This is a genomic window from Pseudomonas sp. FFPRI_1, assembly GCF_055384485.1.
Window position 1 is genome coordinate 5548097 of sequence record NZ_AP029168.1, and the last position, 20323, is coordinate 5568419.

12 protein-coding genes, 2 tRNA genes, 3 rRNA genes and 1 pseudogene are annotated in these 20323 nt (G+C 59.5%); 5 read left to right on the forward strand and 13 right to left on the reverse strand.

Features of this window, described 5'->3' with window-relative positions:
- Positions 1-173: 173 nt before the first annotated feature.
- Genes ACZ5BO_RS24590 through ACZ5BO_RS24600 form a run of 3 tightly spaced genes read right to left on the reverse strand, consistent with a single transcriptional unit; the run spans position 174 to position 3771 of the window.
- Complete coding sequence (locus tag ACZ5BO_RS24590) at positions 174-1199, reverse strand: histone deacetylase family protein (protein WP_464696800.1); 1026 nt, start codon at positions 1197-1199, stop codon at positions 174-176.
- 10 nt (positions 1200-1209) lie between these two features.
- Positions 1210-2439 (reverse strand): Zn-dependent hydrolase, encoded by a 1230-nt coding sequence (locus ACZ5BO_RS24595; RefSeq protein WP_464696802.1) that lies wholly within the window; start codon positions 2437-2439, stop codon positions 1210-1212.
- An 18-nt stretch (positions 2440-2457) separates the two neighbouring features.
- On the reverse strand, positions 2458-3771 hold the full coding sequence (locus ACZ5BO_RS24600) for an MFS transporter (protein WP_464696803.1): 1314 nt from the start codon (positions 3769-3771) through the stop codon (positions 2458-2460).
- 178 nt (positions 3772-3949) lie between these two features.
- Here ACZ5BO_RS24600 and ACZ5BO_RS24605 point away from each other — a divergent pair, with 178 nt between their 5' ends.
- The gene (locus ACZ5BO_RS24605) at positions 3950-4885 is read left to right on the forward strand and encodes a LysR family transcriptional regulator (protein ID WP_464696804.1); all 936 of its coding nucleotides are present in this window, start codon (positions 3950-3952) and stop codon (positions 4883-4885) included.
- Here ACZ5BO_RS24605 and ACZ5BO_RS24610 read toward each other — a convergent pair.
- The 3 genes and pseudogenes from ACZ5BO_RS24610 to ACZ5BO_RS24620 form a co-directional block, all read right to left on the reverse strand.
- A pseudogene (locus ACZ5BO_RS24610) lies at positions 4879-5809 on the reverse strand (2-hydroxyacid dehydrogenase). The gene ACZ5BO_RS24605 and the pseudogene ACZ5BO_RS24610 sit on opposite strands and share 7 nt — an antisense overlap.
- Positions 5806-6561, reverse strand: coding sequence for a class II aldolase/adducin family protein (locus ACZ5BO_RS24615; protein ID WP_025126277.1), 756 nt, complete (start codon positions 6559-6561; stop codon positions 5806-5808). The pseudogene ACZ5BO_RS24610 and the gene ACZ5BO_RS24615 overlap by 4 nt, the downstream one beginning before the upstream one ends.
- The gene (locus ACZ5BO_RS24620; protein WP_464696805.1) at positions 6558-7859 is read right to left on the reverse strand and encodes an MFS transporter; all 1302 of its coding nucleotides are present in this window, start codon (positions 7857-7859) and stop codon (positions 6558-6560) included. The genes ACZ5BO_RS24615 and ACZ5BO_RS24620 overlap by 4 nt, the downstream gene beginning before the upstream one ends.
- 156 nt (positions 7860-8015) lie before the next feature.
- On the opposite strand from ACZ5BO_RS24620, the gene ACZ5BO_RS24625 reads away from it, so the two are divergent.
- Positions 8016-9002, forward strand: coding sequence for a LysR family transcriptional regulator (locus tag ACZ5BO_RS24625; RefSeq protein ID WP_464696806.1), 987 nt, complete (start codon positions 8016-8018; stop codon positions 9000-9002).
- Position 9003: 1 nt separating this feature from the next.
- Here ACZ5BO_RS24625 and mrdA read toward each other — a convergent pair whose 3' ends face one another.
- The 6 genes from mrdA to ACZ5BO_RS24655 form a co-directional block, all read right to left on the reverse strand.
- A complete protein-coding gene (gene mrdA, locus ACZ5BO_RS24630; protein WP_025126275.1) occupies positions 9004-10896 on the reverse strand; it encodes a penicillin-binding protein 2 in 1893 nt (630 codons plus the stop codon).
- Between the two features lie 748 nt (positions 10897-11644).
- Positions 11645-11760, reverse strand: a 5S ribosomal RNA gene (gene rrf / locus ACZ5BO_RS24635).
- 135 nt (positions 11761-11895) lie between these two features.
- Positions 11896-14787, reverse strand: a 23S ribosomal RNA gene (locus ACZ5BO_RS24640).
- A gap of 233 nt (positions 14788-15020) precedes the next feature.
- A tRNA-Ala gene (locus tag ACZ5BO_RS24645) sits at positions 15021-15096 on the reverse strand.
- Between the two features lie 10 nt (positions 15097-15106).
- Positions 15107-15183, reverse strand: a tRNA-Ile gene (locus ACZ5BO_RS24650).
- Between the two features lie 123 nt (positions 15184-15306).
- A 16S ribosomal RNA gene (locus ACZ5BO_RS24655) occupies positions 15307-16845 on the reverse strand.
- The 16S, 23S and 5S rRNA genes sit together here with 2 tRNA genes alongside, the layout of an rRNA operon.
- Positions 16846-17556: 711 nt before the next feature.
- Here ACZ5BO_RS24655 and rhtA point away from each other — a divergent pair.
- Positions 17557-18444, forward strand: a complete 888-nt coding sequence (gene rhtA, locus ACZ5BO_RS24660) for a threonine/homoserine exporter RhtA (RefSeq protein WP_464696807.1) — start codon at positions 17557-17559, stop codon at positions 18442-18444.
- 158 nt (positions 18445-18602) lie between these two features.
- Positions 18603-18884 (forward strand): hypothetical protein, encoded by a 282-nt coding sequence (locus ACZ5BO_RS24665; protein ID WP_025127301.1) that lies wholly within the window; start codon positions 18603-18605, stop codon positions 18882-18884.
- Between the two features lie 9 nt (positions 18885-18893).
- On the opposite strand, the gene ACZ5BO_RS24670 is transcribed toward ACZ5BO_RS24665, so the two are convergent.
- Positions 18894-19463, reverse strand: coding sequence for a TetR/AcrR family transcriptional regulator (locus ACZ5BO_RS24670; protein WP_025127300.1), 570 nt, complete (start codon positions 19461-19463; stop codon positions 18894-18896).
- A gap of 93 nt (positions 19464-19556) precedes the next feature.
- Between ACZ5BO_RS24670 and ACZ5BO_RS24675 the strand changes: the two genes are divergently transcribed.
- Complete coding sequence (locus ACZ5BO_RS24675) at positions 19557-20297, forward strand: SDR family oxidoreductase (RefSeq protein ID WP_464696808.1); 741 nt, start codon at positions 19557-19559, stop codon at positions 20295-20297.
- Positions 20298-20323: the final 26 nt, after the last annotated feature.

Genomic DNA, 20323 nt, shown 5'->3' on the forward strand with positions numbered 1-20323 from the left:
GCCCTTTCGCCGGCAAGCCGGCTCCTACGGCGAATGCATGCCAGCTTGTGCAGGAGCTGGCTTGCCAGCGATCGAGGGCCTTTAGTCGGGTGCAAGACGTGAGGCCCTTTCGCCGGCAAGCCGGCTCCTACGGCGAATGCATGCCAGCTTATGCAGGAGCGGGACTGTGGTGCCTACAGGGCCCAGGCGGCGGAATCGGCGAAGAACGCCCGGGCGTTGTCTTCCAGGCTTTCCAGGTGATACCCCCCTTCCTGGACGATCAGGCACGGCAGGCCCAGGCTGCGGATACGCTGGCCCAGGGTGGCGAAACCGTCGCGGGTCACCGCCACCTTGCTTTGCGGATCCAGCTCGTAGATATCGAAGCCCAGGGACAGCACCAGCACCTGGGCAGCAAAATCCTGCACCGCGCTCAGGGCCTGCTCCAGCCGTTCAAGAAAGTCCCCTTCGCTGGATCCGTGGGCCATGGGCAGGTTGAGGTTGTAGCCCGCGCCCGCGCCGCTGCCGCGTTCTTCGGCAAACCCCGCGACGCCCGGATAGAAGTTGGTCGGGTCGCCGTGCACCGAGACGTAGAGCACGTCGTCGCGGTCGTAGAAGATTTCCTGGATGCCCTGGCCGTGGTGCATGTCGGTGTCGAGCACCGCCACCCGGCTGAACCTGTCCCGCAGTACCTGGGCGGCAATCGCCGCGTTGTTCAGGTAGCAGAAGCCGCCTGCGGCTTCGGCCCGGGCATGGTGCCCCGGTGGTCGGCACAGGGCGTAGGCCGCTGGCTCGCCGTCGAGCAGGGCCCGGGCCCCGGCGATGGCGCTCTGGGCCGACCAATAGGCCGAGCGCCAGGTCTGCTCGCCCACCGGGCAGCTGCCGTCCGCCAGGTAGCGCGCGGCCTGGGCCAGGATTCCCCGCAGGGCATTGGGCTCGCGCACGAAGATGTTGGACATGACCTCGTCACCCCAGTCCTCGGGGATTTCCTTCCAGCGCTGATGGGCCTCCTCAAGAAAGCTCAAGTACACCGCGCCATGCACCGCCAGCAGCGGTTGCAGGCCGGCGTCCTCGGGCTGCAGCAGGTCGAAGCCCAGAGAGTGGACGGCCTGTACCAGGCGGCTGGCGCGTTCGGGGACTTCCTGGGGGGTACGCATCTGGCCCCGGGAGTAGTAGCTGCGGGGATGATGAAGCAGCTGTTCAGGGTGGAAGAAACTGCGCATGACTCTCTCCTCAGGCAACTTGGCCGGCGCGGGCCAGCACGGCATTGAGCAATACATCGGCGCCCTGGCACACGTCCTCGGGCAACACGTCTTCGGCCTCGTTGTGACTCAGGCCACCGACACAGGGGATGAACACCATCGCGGTCGGACAGTAGCGCGCCAGCAGGATGGCATCGTGCCCCGCGCCGCTGACGATGGACTGCTGCGCATAGCCCAGGGCGTCCACCGCCTGCTGCACCGCAGCCACGCAGTCGGCATCGAACGGGGTGGCCGGGCTGACCCAATGACGGTTGATACTGACCTTGAGACCACGCTGGGCGGCAATGGCCTGCAGGCGCTCCTGGACCTGCTGCTCCATGGCGGCAATCTGCTCATCCTGGTGATGGCGCAGGTCGACGGTAAAGTCCACCACCCCGGGAATGGTGTTGCGCGACGACTTGGCAATGCTCAACTCGCCCACGGTGGTCAGGCCCTGGGGCGCGAAGTCCGCCGCCAGTTGTTCCACCGCGAGGATCATCTGCCCGGCGCCGTAGAGGGCGTCCTGACGCAGCGGCATCGGCGTGGTGCCGGCGTGGGCGGCCATGCCTTGCACCTGCACGTCGAGCCAGCGGATCGCCTGGCCGCCGCTGACCACGCCGATGCTCTTGGCGTTGTCTTCAAGGATCGGCCCCTGTTCGATGTGGGCCTCGAAATAGGCATCCACCTGCCCGCCCAGGGGCCGGCTGCCGGCATACCCGGTACGCTCCAGCGCCTCGGCCACGCTGATGCCCGCGGCATCGCGCACCGCCAGGGCCGATGCCAGGGTCATGACCCCGGTGAACACCGCCGAACCGAACATCGCCGGGGTGAAGCGTGCGCCCTCCTCGTTGGTCCACACCGCCACTTCCAGGGGCTTGCGGGTCTGGATGCCCAGGTCATTGAGGCGGCGCAGCACTTCCAGGCCGGCGAGCACGCCGTACACACCGTCGAAGCGCCCGCCTTCGGGCTGGGTGTCGAGGTGGCTGCCCATCATCACCGGTGCCGCGTCCGGATCGAGGCCAGGGCGCCGGGCAAACAGGTTGCCGATGGGGTCGACACTCAGGGTCAACCCGGCCTCGCGGCACCAGCGGGCGAACAGTTCGCGGCCGGCTTGGTCTTCATCGCTCAAGGCCAGCCGGCAACTGCCGCCACGGGCGGTGGCGCCGATCTCGGCCATGGCCATCAGGCTCGCCCACAGGCGTTGACCATTGATTTTCAACATGCAGGATTCTCCAAGCATTCAGGCGCCGTGCGCCATTTCCAGACGGTGGGCGGTGGCGTGCCGACGGGCCAGGGCCAGCACGCAGATCAGCGAGACCGCGGCGATCAGGCTGTAGAACACTGCCATCGGCCACCACTGGCCGATGAATCGATGGGCCAGCCAGGTGCCGACCAGCGGCGTCAAGCCTCCGGCCAGGGCACCGCAGACCTGATAGGCCAGGGAGATCGCGGTGTAGCGCACCCGGGTCTCGAACATGCCGCTGACATAGCCGGCGATCACCGCGTAGAAGGACGCCATGCACACCACCGCCAGGGCGATGCCGAGGATCATCAAGGGTGCCTGGCCAGAGCTCACCAGCACGAACATCGGGTACGGCGAGGCCATGGCCAGCAGCGACACCAGGCATAGAAAACGCGTGGCACCGATCTTCTCGGCGGTCCAGGCGGCCAGGGGCTGGACGCAGAACTGGATGATCGCCACCACGAACAGGCATTCCAGGATCAGCGACCGGGGGATCTCCAGCTGCTGGGTGGTGTAGGCGATCATGAAGGTGTTGGTGAAATACACCCCGGCAATTCCCAGGGTGTTGGCGCCGATGCACAGCAGCAAGGGACGCCAGGCACTGCGCAGCACTTCCATCACCGGGGTCTGCTCCTTGCGCTGGGCCTTGACCGCCTGCTCGCGGCTGGCAAGAAACTCTGGCGACTCGTTGACTCCCAGGCGAATCGCCAGGCCCACCAGCAGCAACAGGGCACTGGCGAGGAACGGCAGGCGCCAGCCCCAGCTCATCAGCGCCTCTTCCGGCAGGCGAGTGACCGCGCTGAAAGCCAGCAGCGAGAGAATCAGCCCGGCGGGGCTGCCCAATTGGGCGAAGGAGGCGAAGAAGTTGCGCCGGCCCTTGGGCGCATGTTCGCCGGCCATCAACACTGCACCGCCCCACTCGCCGCCCACGGCAATGCCCTGGACGATACGCAGCAGGATCAGCAGCACCGGTGCCAGGGCGCCGATCTGTGCATAAGTCGGCAGCAGGCCGATGCACACCGTGACCACGCCCATCATCAGCAAGGTGATGACCAGGGATTTCTTGCGGCCGATGCGGTCGCCGATATGGCCGAAGATGATCCCGCCCAGGGGCCGGGCGAAGAAGCCCACGGCGAAGGTGCCGAACGCGGCCATGGTGCTGAAGAGCTTGTCGTCGGAGGGGAAGAACAAGGCCCCGAACACCAGCGCCGCGGCGGTGGCGTAGATGTAGAAGTCGTACCATTCGATCATGGTGCCGATAAAGGCGGCGGCCGCGGCCCGGCGTGGCTGCGGCGAAGCGGAAGGCTTCATGGGTCAGGCTCCCTTGGTTATTTTTTTGGCAGGAGTGAGGGTCAAGCGCAGGGGCTTCTGCTGGCGCCTGTCTGGGGAGGATTTATCCGTTGCGAGGGATAATTAGTCAATTTTCTATTGTTTATCTCGATTATTATCCCTGCTTATTATTCGTCGATTGCTTGATCCAGAGCCTCCCATGTCCGACCGTGAGCCCCATCGCCTGCTCAATGACCGCCTCGACTGGAACCTGCTGCGCACCTTCCGGGTGATCGGCCAGGAGCTGAGCATCAGCCGTGCCGCGGCGCGCCTGCACCTGACCCAGCCGGCGGTGAGCCAGGCCCTCAAGCGCCTGGAGGAACAACTGGGGCGGCAACTGATCGCCCGCCGCGGGCCACGCTTTGCCCTGACCGAAGTCGGCGAACAGGTCTTTGCCCTGGCCGGGGAGATCTACGGCCAGATGTCCCAGGTCAGCAGCCTGCTGGAGCAGCCCGCCGACGAGGTCAGCGGCAGGGTCCGGCTGCTGATCATCAGTCGCATCTTCAGTGAGCGCTTCGATGCTTTTCTGGCCGACTTCCATCGTCAACATCCCCGGGTCGATTTGGAGGTGGAGGTGATGCGCAGCTCGGACATCGTCAGCGCCCTGCTGGAAAAGACTGCGACCCTGGGCCTGAGCCTCAACCGACGGCCGCAGCCGCGCCTGGAGCAGCGGCTGTTCCTGCGCCAGCGCTACGGTTTCTTCTGCGGCAAGCATCATCCTCTGTTCGGCCGCGAAGACGTCGCCGAGGGCGACCTGCAGCGGGAGAACTTCGTCAGTTTCACCAGCGACCAGATTGGCGGCATGCTTTCGCCACTGACCATTTTTCGCGACCAGCAGGGCTTCAGCGGGCGTATTGTCGCGTCGTCGCCGAGCCTTGAGGAGGTTCGGCGCCTGGTGATCGCCGGCTTCGGCATCGGCTGCCTGCCGGTGCACGTGGTGGCCGCCGATGTCGACGCCGGGCTGCTATGGCGCCTGCCCCCTCACGAAGGCATTGCCGATGTCGACATCCACCTGCTGTGGAATCGCGAGCAGCGCATGAGCCGCGCCGAGACGATCTTCCTCGAACGCCTGCAGGGCTGCCTCGAAGCTCAGTAGCCGCGCGCCCGGTCCACCAGGTTCAGCGGCGGCTCCCCGGCGTGCAGGCGGCGCAGGTTCTCCGCCACTTGCATGGCGATGCAGTCGTGGGACGCGGCCGAAGCCATGTGTGGGGTGATGGTCACCCCGGGCAGGCTCCACAGGCGCTGATCCGGCGGCAGCGGTTCCTCCTCGAAGACATCCAGCAAGGCGCCCCGCAACTGCCCACTGGCCAGGGCTTGCTGCAAGTCCTCGAGCCGCAGGTGCGCGCCCCGCCCGCAATTGACCACCGCCGCTCCCGGCGCCAGTCGGGCGAAGGTTGCCTGACCGAGAATGCCGCGGGTCTCGGTGGTCAGCGGCAGCAAGTTGATCAACAGTTCCAGGCCATCGAGAAAGGCTCCCATAGCCTGGGGGCCGGCGAAGGTCTGCACCGCCGCCAGTTGCTTGCCGCTGCGGGCCCAGCCCCGGACTTGATAGCCGGCGGCAGCCAGGTCTTCGGCAATGGCCGCGCCGAGGGAACCCAGGCCCATGACCCCGACCTTGAATTCGGCGGCCGGACGCTGCCGGGGGCGCTGCCAGACTTTGCCAGCCTGCTGTTGCAGCACCTGGTCGAAACCCCGGTGATAGTGGATGGCGGCCCAGCGCACATACTCGGTCATGCCCTGGCGATGTCCGGGGTCCACGACCCGGCATACCGGCAACGGCGGGCAGGACGGATCGTGCTGCAGATGATCGATCCCCGCGGCCACCGAATGAATCAGCCGCAGGCCGGGCAAGGCCCCGAGGCTGCCGGCGGGGGGGGAACCAGCAGGCGGCCACCTGTGCCTCCCCGGCCAGCGGATCATCCGCCAGCACCGCATCGAGCTGCGGCGCACTGCGGGCAAAGGCCTGCTGCAACTGCTGCAGGAGCGTCGTATCACGGGACAACAGCACCACCGGACTCATGACCGGTAGGACTCGCGCTGAGACTCGATCAGGGTCAGGGCCGCTTCCCAGGCCAGTTGGATGATGTTGTCGGCATCATCGCGCTCGAACTGCTCGGCGGTGTGGGCACAGACCTCGGGTGACGGATAATTCAACTCCGAGCCTCCGGCCAGGGCCTGTACCTGGGCCTGGCAGGCACGCTCGAGGAAGTGGATCTCCTGGAAGGCATGGGCCACGCTCAGCCCGCCCACCAACAGCCCATGGTTGCGCAGGATCATTGCCCGGTGCGGCCCCAGGTCGGCGATCAGCCGCTCGCGCTCGTCCAGGGACAGGGCAATGCCCTCATAGGTGTGATAGGCCAACTTGCCGTAGAACTTCAACGCGTGCTGGCTGATCGGCAGCAGCCCCTGCTTCTGCGCTGCTACCGCCATGCCGGCGGCGGTGTGGGTGTGGATCACGCAGTTGAGATCGGGGCGCGCCATGTGGATCGCCGAATGGATGACGAACCCCGCGGCATTGACCCGCTGCTGGCTGGAATCCGGGTCGACGATGCGCCCCTGCTGGTCAATGCGCACCAGGTCGCTGGCGCGCATGCGATCGAAGATCACCCCATAGCGGTTGATCAAGAAGTGATGCTCGGGCCCGGGAATGCGCAGGGTGATGTGGGTGTCGATCAGGTCGGTCATGCGAAAGTGCGCCACCAGGCGGTACAGCGCCGCCAGTTCGCAACGGGCCTGCCATTCAACGGCACTCATGTGTTCAGGTTTGCTCACGAATACACCTCTTGGGGAGTTGTGTGGGTGGCTGGGCTGGCGCGCATCCGCGCCAGCCCGCAGACACCGATCAAGGACAGGGCCGACAGCAGGCTGAAGAACAGCGCCAAGGGCAGCCATTGCCCGGAAAACTGGCTGGCCAGCAGCGTGCCGATCAGCGGCGTGGTGCCACCGGCCAGGGCGCAGCTGAGCTGGTAGGCGATGGAAATGCCGGAATAGCGCAGGTGCACCGGAAAGGCCTGGGTCATGTAGCCGGCGATCACCGCGTACAGCGCCGAGAGGATCACCACCGCCAGGGCGATGCCGAGGGTCATCAGCAGGATGTTCTGGGTGCCCACCAGGAGGAACATCGGGTACGGCGTGACCATGCACAACAGGGCCACCAGGGTCAGGAAACGGCCCTCGCCGAAGCGTTCGGCAAGCAGCGCCGAGATCGGTTGGGACAGCAGCTGGATCACCGTCACCAGGAACAGGCAGTCGAGAATGGTCGACCGGGGAATGCCCTGGTACTGAGTGACATAGGTGATCATGAACGTGTTGGTGAAGAAGAACCCGGCCGAGCCGATAGTCACCGCCGCTGCGGCAAAGAGGATCTGCCGCCAGCAGTTGCGGATCACCTCCATCACTGGGTAGTCGGCGGTTTCGTGGTTGTCCCGGGCCTTGGCGAACTCTGGCGACTCATGCACCCCGGAGCGGATCATCAAGCCGACCATCATCAATACACCGCTGGCCAGGAACGGCAGGCGCCAGCCCCAGGCGAGGAAGTCCTCGGGCGCAAGGCTGGTGACCAGGCGAAAGGCAATCAGTGCCAGCAACAAGCCAGCGGGGCTGCCCAACTGGGCGAAGGAGGCGTAGAACGTCTTGCGCTTGGCCGGTGCATGTTCGCTGGCCATCAACACCGCCCCGCCCCACTCGCCCCCCACGGATATCCCCTGGATCAGGCGCAACACGATCAGGCTGATGGGCGCCCAGATACCGACGCTGGCGTAGCTGGGCAGCAGGCCGATGCCGGTAGTGGCCAGGCCCATCAGGGCCATGGTAACCAGGAGCATTTTCTTGCGACCGAGGCGATCTCCCAGGTGGCCGAAGACCATGCCCGCCATGGGCCGTGCAATGAAGCCCACGGCGAAGCTGCCGAACGCCGCCAGGGTGCTCATCACCGGATCGCTGCTGGGAAAGAACACCTGCCCCAGGACCAATGCCGCTGCAGTGGCGTAGATATAGAAGTCGTAGAACTCGATGGTGGTGCCGATGAAGGCCGCCGCCGCCGCGCGTCGCGGCTGAGAGGTGCTGTGCATGCAAGGACCCTGTGTATTTGTAGTTATGGGCAGGTGCTGAAGGCTCGGTCACGGGGCGCTCTGTGGCGCTTGCGGGCTTTATCGCCGCCATGCAAGGATTAGTCAATTTTCAAATTCTTAACCTTGGTATTAGCCAAACTACTAACAGAGGTGGGCATGGCCTCCCCCAGCGTTCCCGACACTGAATGGGTCGGCCGGCGTTTTCTCAACGACCGCCTGGACTGGAACCTGCTGCGCACCTATCTGGTGATCGGTCAGGAAGGCAGCATGAGCCGCGCCGCTGCGCGCCTGCACATCACCCAATCAGCCGTCAGCCAGGCATTGAAACGCCTTGAGGAGCAACTCGACTGTGTGTTGATCGTTCGGGGGGGCCGGCGCTTTGAATTGACTGAAACCGGCGAGGATGTGTTGCGTATCGCCGCGGATATCTACGGCGATATCTCACGCCTGGGCACGGTGGTGGAAAGCCGCCAGGACGACGTGGTGGGAAAGATCCGCATCCTTACCGTCAGTGGTGTGAAGGCGCAGCACTACGACGAGTTTCTCGCCGACTTCCATGCCGCGCACCCGAAGATCGAGCTGGAGGTGGAAGTGATGGGCAGCTCGAATATCATCAGTTCGTTGCTGCAGAAGACCGCCACCTTGGGAGTCGGCCTGTGCCGTCTGCCGCAGCCGCGACTGGAGCAGCGGGTGCTGTTTCGCGAGCGCTATGCCTACTTCTGCGGTCAGCGTCATCACTTGTTCGGGCAACAGGGCCTGAGCCTGGAACAGCTGGCGGCGGAACACTTTGTCAGCTTCACCAGCGACCAGTTGGGGGGCAACCTTTCGCCCTTGACGCTGTTTCGCGATCAGCAGGGCTTTACCGGCAAGATCGTCGCTTCATCCACCAGTTTCGAGGAAATTCATCGACTGATCTGTGCCGGATTCGGCATCGGCTGCCTGCCGATCCACCTGGTGCGTCGGGATGTCGAGCAGGGCTTGCTGTGGCGCTTGCCACCGGAAGAGGGAGTGGTGGATTTCGATATCCAGCTGCTGTGGAATCGCGAACAGAAGATGAGCCAGGCCGAGAGTCTGTTTCTGCAGAGCATCCAGCACATGCTCAGTATCCGTGAGCAGGTGCCGGGGAGCCTGATGCTCAAGTGACTCACACGTGGGGGTCGCCCGGGGCCTTGGCTGGGGCGGCGTACTGCGGCTTGAGGTGGCCATCCTGGTCCAGCAGCCAGGCGTCCATGATCTGCCGCACCACAGGACCGGCGACCCGGCCACCGGCCTCGCCGTTCTCGATCATCACCGAGATCACGATCTGCGGATGCTCGGCCGGGGCGAAGCCGACGAACAAGGCATTATCGCGGTTGCGCTCACGGGTCTTCAGGCGGTCATAGCGCTCGCCTTGCTTGATCGCCACCACCTGGGCGGTGCCGCTCTTGCCGGCTATGCGGTATTGCGCTCCGGCAGCCGCAGCGCGAGCGATGCCCCGCGGATCGTGCATGACCATCTGCATGCCGTGGTTGACCTGGTCCCACTCCCGCGGGTCCTTGAGGAGGATGTTGGGCATCGGGTGCTCGTCCACCGGGGCCACGCCGTCGATGCTCTTGGCCAGGTGCGGACGGTTCCATACGCCCTTGTTGGCGATCAGCGCGGTGGCCTGGGCCAGTTGCAGCGGCGTGACCTGCATGTAGCCCTGGCCAATGCCGAGGATCACCGTCTCGCCCGGGAACCACGGCTGGCGTCGGGTAGCGCGCTTCCAGGCCTGGGATGGCATCAGGCCGGCAGACTCCTCGAACATGTCCAGGGAAACCTTTTCACCCAGCCCGAACATCGCCATGTAGTCGTGCAAGCGGTCGATGCCAAGCTTGTGGGCCAGGTCGTAGAAGTAGGTGTCGTTGGAGCGCATGATCGCTGCGTCCATGTCGACCCAGCCGTCGCCGCTGTGGTTCCAGTTGCGGTACTTGTGATCGAAGTCCGGCAACTGGTAGTAGCCCGGATCGAAGACCCGGGTCGACGCCGTGACAACGCCGGTGTCGAGGCCGGCGATCGCCACTTCCGGCTTGATGGTCGAGCCCGGCGCGTAGAGGCCGCGCAATACCCGGTTGAACAGCGGCCGGTCGATGGAGTCGTGCAGCGCCGCATACTCCTTGAAGCTGATGCCGGTGACGAACAGGTTGGGGTCGAAGCTTGGCTTGCTGACCATGGCCAGGACTTCGCCGGTAGCCGGATCCAGGGCGACCACTGAACCGCGGCGGTCACCCAGGGCGTCTTCGGCGGCTTGCTGGAGCTTCGCATCGAGGCTCAGGACGATGCTCTTCCCGGGGATTGGGTCAGTGTGCTTGAGCACCCGCATCACGCGGCCCTGGGCATTGGTTTCCACTTCTTCATAGCCGACGTGACCGTGCAGCTCGGATTCGTAGAACTTCTCGATACCGGTCTTGCCGATGGACTGGGTGCCGCGGTACTCCACAGAGTCCAGGCTCTTGGCCTCCTTCTCGTTGATCCGCCCGACATAGCCGATGGAGTGGGCGAAATGCGCGCCCATTGGGTAGTGGCGGACGAACTGGGCCTCCACGTCCAGGCCCGGCAGACGGTATTCGTTGACCGCCAGTACGGCGATCTGCTCTTCGGTGAGCTCGTAGAACAGGGTCACTGGAACAAAGGGATGACGCGCCTGCTTCATTTCCTTGTCGAACAGCGTGCGGTCTTCCGGAGGCAAGTGCAGCAGATTGACCACGGTGTCCAGTTCACCCTTGAGATCCGTGGCGCGTTCGCGGGTGATGGTGAGGTTGAAACTGGGGCGGTTGTCGGCCAGGACCACGCCATTGCGGTCATAGATCAGCCCGCGGGTCGGGGTGATCGGCAGGACGTGCACGCGGTTGTTTTCCGAGACGGTGGAGTGATAGTCAAACTCCACCACCTGGAGGAAATACATGCGGGCCACCAGGGCGCAGGTCACCGCTACTACCAGTACCGCGCAGGCCAGTAGCCGCTTGTTGACCAGGCGGGTTTCTTTCTCGTGGTCCTTGATTGGAATCGCTTCGGGCATTGCTACAGCTTCTCTTTGAATAGAGGTCGACGCTGATCCGTGCGGGTGAACTCAAGTCCCTTAAAAAGAGCTGCACCATACCAAAAACCATCGACGGACCTTGAGCGGATTTCCAACACGACTGATCAGTGGTGCCAGTGCAACAGGGCATTCGCGAATTTCAATCAACAGCCCTGTTTCGACTCATGGTTTTCAGTGGAGGCGCGCTTGGAATGTTCAACGTTGTCATTCCTGCAACTGCTGGCGCGGAAGCGCTGGGCATAGCGTTCTAGGCCGATTACGGCAACCATTTCAACAGCACAGGGTTGAGCGGCTCCCCTGATTACGCAGCCTGCGGCTGGACCTCAGGAGGGGTGGCTACGCCATGTGGAATAGCGCTTGGCGAAAAAGCCTTGATAGCTGCATGGCGCATGTCGCCGCGCGGATAGAGGGGTAGCCCAGGTCACCCTGCTCTTCGTAGGCTGAAGGAGCCTGAGCGCCCCAGTACATGAGTGGCCTGGGGGAACAAGGGACGGCCCAGGGTTTGAAGACTGAAGGGTCCCGCCCAGCCTTAGGCCGCTGCCTGCACCTCATGCTCGAAGCATGAGGACGCTTGCCAGAGAAGCTTTTGCAGAAAACCCAACCCTTGGCAGTGTCACCGGATGCTGGCAGCCGGACAGTGTCACCCGAGGCATCCATCTCCTGCGGCTTTTATCTCGCGCAAAAACAAAACCCCAACTGCTTTCGCAATTGGGGTTTCGGAATTTAATCTTGACGATGACCTACTCTCACATGGGGAAACCCCACACTACCATCGGCGATGCATCGTTTCACTTCTGAGTTCGGGATGGGATCAGGTGGTTCCAACGCTCTATGGTCGTCAAGAAATTCGGGTACTGAGCCGTCTTTCGACGTATCAGCAAATTGGGTATGTAATAGCTTTGTGTGTTCGCAAACTTTCGGTTTGTTTCGTCTTCACACACCGCAACTCGCTTCTTAAGCAAATTGCTTGGGTGTTATATGGTCAAGCCTCACGGGCAATTAGTATTGGTTAGCTCAACGCCTCACAGCGCTTACACACCCAACCTATCAACGTCGTAGTCTTCGACGGCCCTTTAGGGGATTCAAGATCCCAGTGAGATCTCATCTTGAGGCAAGTTTCCCGCTTAGATGCTTTCAGCGGTTATCTTTTCCGAACATAGCTACCCGGCAATGCCACTGGCGTGACAACCGGAACACCAGAGGTTCGTCCACTCCGGTCCTCTCGTACTAGGAGCAGCCCCTCTCAAATCTCAAACGTCCACGGCAGATAGGGACCGAACTGTCTCACGACGTTCTAAACCCAGCTCGCGTACCACTTTAAATGGCGAACAGCCATACCCTTGGGACCGGCTTCAGCCCCAGGATGTGATGAGCCGACATCGAGGTGCCAAACACCGCCGTCGATATGAACTCTTGGGCGGTATCAGCCTGTTATCCCCGGAGTACCTTTTATCCGTTGAGCGATGGCCCTTCCATACAGAACCACCGGATCACTAAGACCTACTTTCGTACCTGCTCGACGTGTCTGTCTCGCAGTCAAGCGCGCTTTTGCCTTTATACTCTACGACCGATTTCCGACCGGTCTGAGCGCACCTTCGTACTCCTCCGTTACTCTTTAGGAGGAGACCGCCCCAGTCAAACTACCCACCATACACTGTCCTCGATCCGGATAACGGACCTGAGTTAGAACCTCAAAGTTGCCAGGGTGGTATTTCAAGGATGGCTCCACGCAAACTGGCGTTCACGCTTCAAAGCCTCCCACCTATCCTACACAAGCAAATTCAAAGTCCAGTGCAAAGCTATAGTAAAGGTTCACGGGGTCTTTCCGTCTAGCCGCGGATACACTGCATCTTCACAGCGATTTCAATTTCACTGAGTCTCGGGTGGAGACAGCGCCGCCATCGTTACGCCATTCGTGCAGGTCGGAACTTACCCGACAAGGAATTTCGCTACCTTAGGACCGTTATAGTTACGGCCGCCGTTTACCGGGGCTTCGATCAAGAGCTTCGCGTTAGCTAACCCCATCAATTAACCTTCCGGCACCGGGCAGGCGTCACACCCTATACGTCCACTTTCGTGTTTGCAGAGTGCTGTGTTTTTAATAAACAGTCGCAGCGGCCTGGTATCTTCGACCGGCATGAGCTTACGGAGCAAGTCCTTCACCCTCACCGGCGCACCTTCTCCCGAAGTTACGGTGCCATTTTGCCTAGTTCCTTCACCCGAGTTCTCTCAAGCGCCTTGGTATTCTCTACCCAACCACCTGTGTCGGTTTGGGGTACGGTTCCTAGTTATCTGAAGCTTAGAAGCTTTTCTTGGAAGCATGGCATCAACCACTTCGTCACCTAAAAGGTAACTCGTCATCAGCTCTCGGCCTTAGAACCCCGGATTTACCTAAGATTCCAGCCTACCACCTTAAACTTGGACAACCAACGCCAAGCTGGCCTAGCCTTCTCCGTCCCTCCATCGCAATAACTAGAAGTACAGGAATATTAACCTGTTTTCCATCGACTACGCTTTTCAGCCTCGCCTTAGGGACCGACTAACCCTGCGTCGATTAACGTTGCGCAGGAAACCTTGGTCTTTCGGCGTGGGTGTTTTTCACACCCATTGTCGTTACTCATGTCAGCATTCGCACTTCTGATACCTCCAGCAAGCTTCTCAACTCACCTTCACAGGCTTACAGAACGCTCCTCTACCGCATCACTTACGTGATACCCGTAGCTTCGGTGTATGGTTTGAGCCCCGTTACATCTTCCGCGCAGGCCGACTCGACTAGTGAGCTATTACGCTTTCTTTAAAGGGTGGCTGCTTCTAAGCCAACCTCCTAGCTGTCTAAGCCTTCCCACATCGTTTCCCACTTAACCATAACTTTGGGACCTTAGCTGACGGTCTGGGTTGTTTCCCTTTTCACGACGGACGTTAGCACCCGCCGTGTGTCTCCCATGCTCGGCACTTGTAGGTATTCGGAGTTTGCATCGGTTTGGTAAGTCGGGATGACCCCCTAGCCGAAACAGTGCTCTACCCCCTACAGTGATACATGAGGCGCTACCTAAATAGCTTTCGAGGAGAACCAGCTATCTCCGAGCTTGATTAGCCTTTCACTCCGATCCACAGGTCATCCGCTAACTTTTCAACGGTAGTCGGTTCGGTCCTCCAGTCAGTGTTACCTAACCTTCAACCTGCCCATGGATAGATCGCCCGGTTTCGGGTCTATTCCCAGCGACTAGACGCCCTATTAAGACTCGCTTTCGCTACGCCTCCCCTATTCGGTTAAGCTCGCCACTGAAAATAAGTCGCTGACCCATTATACAAAAGGTACGCAGTCACAGAACAAAGTCTGCTCCCACTGCTTGTACGCATACGGTTTCAGGATCTATTTCACTCCCCTCTCCGGGGTTCTTTTCGCCTTTCCCTCACGGTACTAGTTCACTATCGGTCAGTCAGTAGTATTTAGCCTTGGAGGATGGTCCCCCCATATTCAGACAAGGTTTCTCGTGCCCCGTCCTACTCGATTTCATGACTAAGAGATTTTCGCGTACAGGGCTATCACCCACTATGGCCGCACTTTCCAGAGCGTTCCGCTAATCTCAAAGCCACTTAAGGGCTAGTCCCCGTTCGCTCGCCACTACTAAGGGAATCTCGGTTGATTTCTTTTCCTCAGGGTACTTAGATGTTTCAGTTCCCCTGGTTCGCCTCTTGCACCTATGTATTCAGTACAAGATAACCATCTTATGATGGCTGGGTTCCCCCATTCAGACATCTCCGGATCAAAGTCTGTTTGCCGACTCCCCGAAGCTTTTCGCAGGCTACCACGTCTTTCATCGCCTCTGACTGCCAAGGCATCCACCGTATGCGCTTCTTCACTTGACCATATAACCCCAAGCAATCTGGTTATACTATGAAGACGACATTCGCCGAAAATTTGCATTCTTAATTAAAAGAGAACTCACAAATTTTACCTTAGCCTGATCCGTTACCAGTGAAAGTAACGTTCAGTCTATCTTTCTATCACATACCCAAATTTTTAAAGAACGATCTAATCAAAAGACTAGAAATCAACATTCAAAGTGAATGCTCATTTCTAAGCTTTCAGAAGCAGTTTATGGTGGAGCCAAGCGGGATCGAACCGCTGACCTCCTGCGTGCAAGGCAGGCGCTCTCCCAGCTGAGCTATGGCCCCATAACAAAATTGGTGGGTCTGGGCAGATTCGAACTGCCGACCTCACCCTTATCAGGGGTGCGCTCTAACCAACTGAGCTACAGACCCAATTTCGAGCTTGTAACTGTTAGCTTGGAGCTATCAGCTTGGAGCTTAAAGCTGCTTCTATCGTCTTCTTCAATGAATCAAGCAATTCGTGTGGGAACTTATGGAGCAGCTGATGTCGTCGATTAAGGAGGTGATCCAGCCGCAGGTTCCCCTACGGCTACCTTGTTACGACTTCACCCCAGTCATGAATCACACCGTGGTAACCGTCCTCCCGAAGGTTAGACTAGCTACTTCTGGTGCAACCCACTCCCATGGTGTGACGGGCGGTGTGTACAAGGCCCGGGAACGTATTCACCGCGACATTCTGATTCGCGATTACTAGCGATTCCGACTTCACGCAGTCGAGTTGCAGACTGCGATCCGGACTACGATCGGTTTTATGGGATTAGCTCCACCTCGCGGCTTGGCAACCCTTTGTACCGACCATTGTAGCACGTGTGTAGCCCAGGCCGTAAGGGCCATGATGACTTGACGTCATCCCCACCTTCCTCCGGTTTGTCACCGGCAGTCTCCTTAGAGTGCCCACCATAACGTGCTGGTAACTAAGGACAAGGGTTGCGCTCGTTACGGGACTTAACCCAACATCTCACGACACGAGCTGACGACAGCCATGCAGCACCTGTCTCAATGTTCCCGAAGGCACCAATCTATCTCTAGAAAGTTCATTGGATGTCAAGGCCTGGTAAGGTTCTTCGCGTTGCTTCGAATTAAACCACATGCTCCACCGCTTGTGCGGGCCCCCGTCAATTCATTTGAGTTTTAACCTTGCGGCCGTACTCCCCAGGCGGTCAACTTAATGCGTTAGCTGCGCCACTAAGAGCTCAAGGCTCCCAACGGCTAGTTGACATCGTTTACGGCGTGGACTACCAGGGTATCTAATCCTGTTTGCTCCCCACGCTTTCGCACCTCAGTGTCAGTATCAGTCCAGGTGGTCGCCTTCGCCACTGGTGTTCCTTCCTATATCTACGCATTTCACCGCTACACAGGAAATTCCACCACCCTCTACCATACTCTAGCTTGCCAGTTTTGGATGCAGTTCCCAGGTTGAGCCCGGGGCTTTCACATCCAACTTAACAAACCACCTACGCGCGCTTTACGCCCAGTAATTCCGATTAACGCTTGCACCCTCTGTATTACCGCGGCTGCTGGCACAGAGTTAGCCGGTGCTTATTCTGTCGGTAACGTCAAAACAATCACGTATTAGGTAACTGCCCTTCCTCCCAACTTAAAGTGCTTTACAATCCGAAGACCTTCTTCACACACGCGGCATGGCTGGATCAGGCTTTCGCCCATTGTCCAATATTCCCCACTGCTGCCTCCCGTAGGAGTCTGGACCGTGTCTCAGTTCCAGTGTGACTGATCATCCTCTCAGACCAGTTACGGATCGTAGCCTTGGTGAGCCATTACCTCACCAACTAGCTAATCCGACCTAGGCTCATCTAATAGCGTGAGGTCCGAAGATCCCCCACTTTCTCCCGTAGGACGTATGCGGTATTAGCGCCCGTTTCCGGACGTTATCCCCCACTACTAGGCAGATTCCTAGGCATTACTCACCCGTCCGCCGCTCGCCACCAGGTACAAGTACCCGTGCTGCCGCTCGACTTGCATGTGTTAGGCCTGCCGCCAGCGTTCAATCTGAGCCATGATCAAACTCTTCAGTTCAAACATCTTTGGGTTTTGAGAAAACCCTAAACTTGGCTCAGCAATCGTTGGTTACATCTTTGATTTCTCGCGGAGTAACTTGTGATGCTGATAATCTTTTTGACTATCAGTCTGACTCCACAAGCACCCACACGAATTGCTTGATTCAGTTGTTAAAGAGCGGTTGGTTAAGATCTTTCGTCTCAACCGAGGCGCGCATTCTACAGCAGCCTCATTTACTGTCAAGTGATTTTTTAAGAAGCTTTCAAAGTTTCGCTTGGAAATCCTTAACAACTTCAACCACTTGCGCTTCCGATATCTCGTTAGCGGGAGGCGAATTCTACAGCGTTACACGCTGCTGTCAACACCTCTTTTTCACCGCTTTCGACCGAGAGGATCGAATCGTTAATAGGGCGAAAACACACTGCCTTATTAACTGCTTCTGGCTTCGATGAACTGAAGCGTAACCGCTGTCGAAAACTGCGTAACTCGTTGAATCTCAAGGAGTTTTCCGTTTCGACTGCGCCGGAAGTGGGGCGAATTATAGACCTGTAGAATCTGCCGTCAACCCTTAATTTGATTTTTCTATGACTCAACGCAAAACAGCCTCACCAGCACTTCTATATAGAAGCGCAAAAAAGACTATGCGCACTATATTGCTCATCCCTCATTAGTTGAGCATCATGGTCAGGGCCCCGCCTCCTCTTTCCCAACACTCTGGATGAACCCTGCATGAACGACCAACCGCGCAGTCTTGCCTCGACCTTGTTCCCGGTAGGCCTGCTGCTTATTGCCATGGCCTCGATTCAATCAGGAGCTTCGCTGGCCAAGAGCATGTTCCCTGTGGTTGGCGCACAAGGCACAACCACCCTGCGGCTGATTTTCGCCAGCATCATCATGCTACTTCTCTTGAGGCCTTGGCGCGCCAAGTTCACCAGCAAGACCCTGCGCACCGTGATCGTCTATGGGATGGCCCTGGGCGGCATGAACTTCCTCTTCTATATGTCACTGAGAACCGTGCCCCTGGGAATTGCCGTAGCCCTGGAGTTCACCGGCCCTCTTGCTGTCGCTATCTACGCCTCGCGCAAGGCCATCGACTTTCTGTGGATCGCATTGGCCATCGTTGGCCTGCTATTGCTGATTCCCACCGGCGCCACCGAAACCCCCATCGATCTGGTGGGCGCAGGCTATGCACTGGGCGCGGGTATCTGCTGGGCACTGTACATTCTGTTCGGACAAAAGGCTGGCGCCGAGAACGGCATCCAAACCGCAGCACTCGGGGTGATGATTGCAGCACTCTTCGTCGCCCCCATCGGCATCGTTCATGCCGGCGCTGCATTGCTGACCCCCTCATTGATCCCCGTCGCGCTGGCGGTCGCCATTTTGTCCACCGCCCTTCCCTACAGCCTGGAAATGATTGCCCTCACACGGATGCCCGCTCGTACCTTTGGCACCCTGATGAGCATCGAACCCGCCTTCGGCGCACTGTCCGGCCTGCTGTTTTTGCACGAATACCTGTCCCTGGCCCAATGGATGGCAATCGCCTGCATTATCCTGGCCTCTGTGGGAGCAACCCTGACCATGCGCCGCGAATCCAAACCTTTAGTTGCAGTTGATTGATGTTCAACTCTGGTAATTAGCGCTCATTTAGGCCATGTTTAGCCGGCTACTCAACGTCGGCCATGGAGTTGTCAGACAGGGATATCGCAAACGCAAAAGACGACAGGTAATGCAGTCACACTCGGGCATCAGATCCGAGGCTAGCGATAAGGACGGGGATGAAACGATTTTTGATACTGTTGGCCGTACTTGCCATTGCAGGCTGTGCTGCGACCGCTAAAACCGAAGTCAAACGGGGTAAGAAAGGACTCCACATCAACTGCTCGGGCCTGTCCTCTTCCTGGGACAAGTGCTACACCAAAGCAGCCGAATCCTGCGGCCCCAAAGGCTACAAGGTGATCGCCAAGTCCGGTGACGGCGTGGAAGATCCAGGGGATTACCCCTTTGGCCTCAACCCTGCCGGCTATACCAGCCGCAGCATGATCGTCATCTGCAAATAGCAGTAAGAGTCAATCGGCAGACAACCGCTCCAGTTGCCCAATGATCTGTTCATGACTCGACGCCAAGACCTGGCGCTGAATGTTCGGATTCACCAGCATTCGCGCCACCACCAGCGCACCAACGCATTGCGAGAGGATCGACCAGGCCAGGCTCTCACTGCCCAAGGTCTGTGCCCAGGCCTGCTGCAGACGGCAGATCCAGCCTTCAGCCTCCTGGCGTACCTCAAGGCTTCCCCGGGCAATCTCCGCTCCCAACGCTGGAATCGCGCACCCGGCCCCCGGCTGCTGCAGATGCGCCACACTCAGGTACTGCTTCAGGCAACGCCGCAGTTTTTCCTGATTCTGCTGCCGCTCGCCGCCCAGACGCTCCAGGCTCTGGCTCAGCTCGCGCTCGACGATCGAGCCGAATAGCTCATCCTTGGATGCAAAGTGACTGTAGAAAGCCCCTCCACTGAGGCCGATGGCCTTCATCAAGGCATCGACCCCTACCGTGGAGAAACCTTCGTTCTTGGCCTGCACCGCACTGCTTTGCAACAAGCGCTCGCGGGTTTCCTGTTTGTGACTGGCTGAATAACGCATCCCCTGGCGAGCTCCCGAGTTCTCTTGACGATCGAAAAATCATAGCATAACGTTCGTTTAGTTAACGATCGTTTACCAAAGAGCGAGCAACCCATGACTGCAAACTTGAACAAGAAGAAAGTCGTCCTGGTGGTCGGTGCCGGTGATGCCACCGGCGGGGCCATTGCCAAGCGTTTTGCCGCAGAAGGTTTTGTGGCCTGCATGACACGACGCAGTGCAGACAAGCTGCAACCACTAGTGGAGGCCATCCAGCAAACCGGCGCCGAAGCTCATGGTTTTGCCTGCGATGCGCGCAAAGAAGAGGAAGTGATTGCGCTGATCGAGCAGATCGAAACCCAGGTCGGCCCGATTGAAGCCTTCGTTTTCAACATCGGCGCCAACGTGCCCTGCAGCATCCTCGAGGAAACCGCCCGCAAGTATTTCAAGATCTGGGAAATGGCCTGTTTCTCGGGTTTTCTCAATGCTCGCGAGGTGGCCAAGCGCATGGTCACGCGCCAACGCGGCACCATCCTCTTTACCGGAGCCACCGCCGGGGTTCGCGGCGCCGCCGGTTTCGCCGCCTTCGCCGGAGCCAAGCACGGTATTCGTGCCTTGGCCCAGAGCATGGCCCGGGAACTGGGCCCCCTGAACATTCATGTTGGCCATGTCATCGTCGACGGCGCTATCGATACCGACTTCATCCGCACCAGCTTCCCCGAGAAATACGCCCTCAAGGATCAGGACGGCATCCTCAATCCCGAGCACATTGCCGAGAACTACTGGTACCTGCACAGCCAGCCTCGGGACGCCTGGACCTTCGAACTGGACCTTCGCCCCTGGAACGAACGCTGGTAATCCCTTTCATAACAACAATCAGGGAG

Excerpts from the sequence above, each read along its gene's own strand:
- ACZ5BO_RS24620 (WP_464696805.1), bottom strand. The coding sequence starts at position 7,859 with ATGCACAGCACCTCTCAGCCGCGACGCGCGGCGGCGGCGGCCTTCATC.
- ACZ5BO_RS24665 (WP_025127301.1), top strand. The coding sequence starts at position 18,603 with ATGAAACGATTTTTGATACTGTTGGCCGTACTTGCCATTGCAGGCTGT.
- ACZ5BO_RS24675 (WP_464696808.1), top strand. The coding sequence starts at position 19,557 with ATGACTGCAAACTTGAACAAGAAGAAAGTCGTCCTGGTGGTCGGTGCC.
- ACZ5BO_RS24590 (WP_464696800.1), bottom strand. The coding sequence starts at position 1,199 with ATGCGCAGTTTCTTCCACCCTGAACAGCTGCTTCATCATCCCCGCAGC.
- rhtA (WP_464696807.1), top strand. The coding sequence starts at position 17,557 with ATGAACGACCAACCGCGCAGTCTTGCCTCGACCTTGTTCCCGGTAGGC.
- mrdA (WP_025126275.1), bottom strand. The coding sequence starts at position 10,896 with ATGCCCGAAGCGATTCCAATCAAGGACCACGAGAAAGAAACCCGCCTG.
- ACZ5BO_RS24600 (WP_464696803.1), bottom strand. The coding sequence starts at position 3,771 with ATGAAGCCTTCCGCTTCGCCGCAGCCACGCCGGGCCGCGGCCGCCGCC.
- ACZ5BO_RS24595 (WP_464696802.1), bottom strand. The coding sequence starts at position 2,439 with ATGTTGAAAATCAATGGTCAACGCCTGTGGGCGAGCCTGATGGCCATG.
- ACZ5BO_RS24670 (WP_025127300.1), bottom strand. The coding sequence starts at position 19,463 with ATGCGTTATTCAGCCAGTCACAAACAGGAAACCCGCGAGCGCTTGTTG.
- ACZ5BO_RS24625 (WP_464696806.1), top strand. The coding sequence starts at position 8,016 with ATGGCCTCCCCCAGCGTTCCCGACACTGAATGGGTCGGCCGGCGTTTT.
- ACZ5BO_RS24605 (WP_464696804.1), top strand. The coding sequence starts at position 3,950 with ATGTCCGACCGTGAGCCCCATCGCCTGCTCAATGACCGCCTCGACTGG.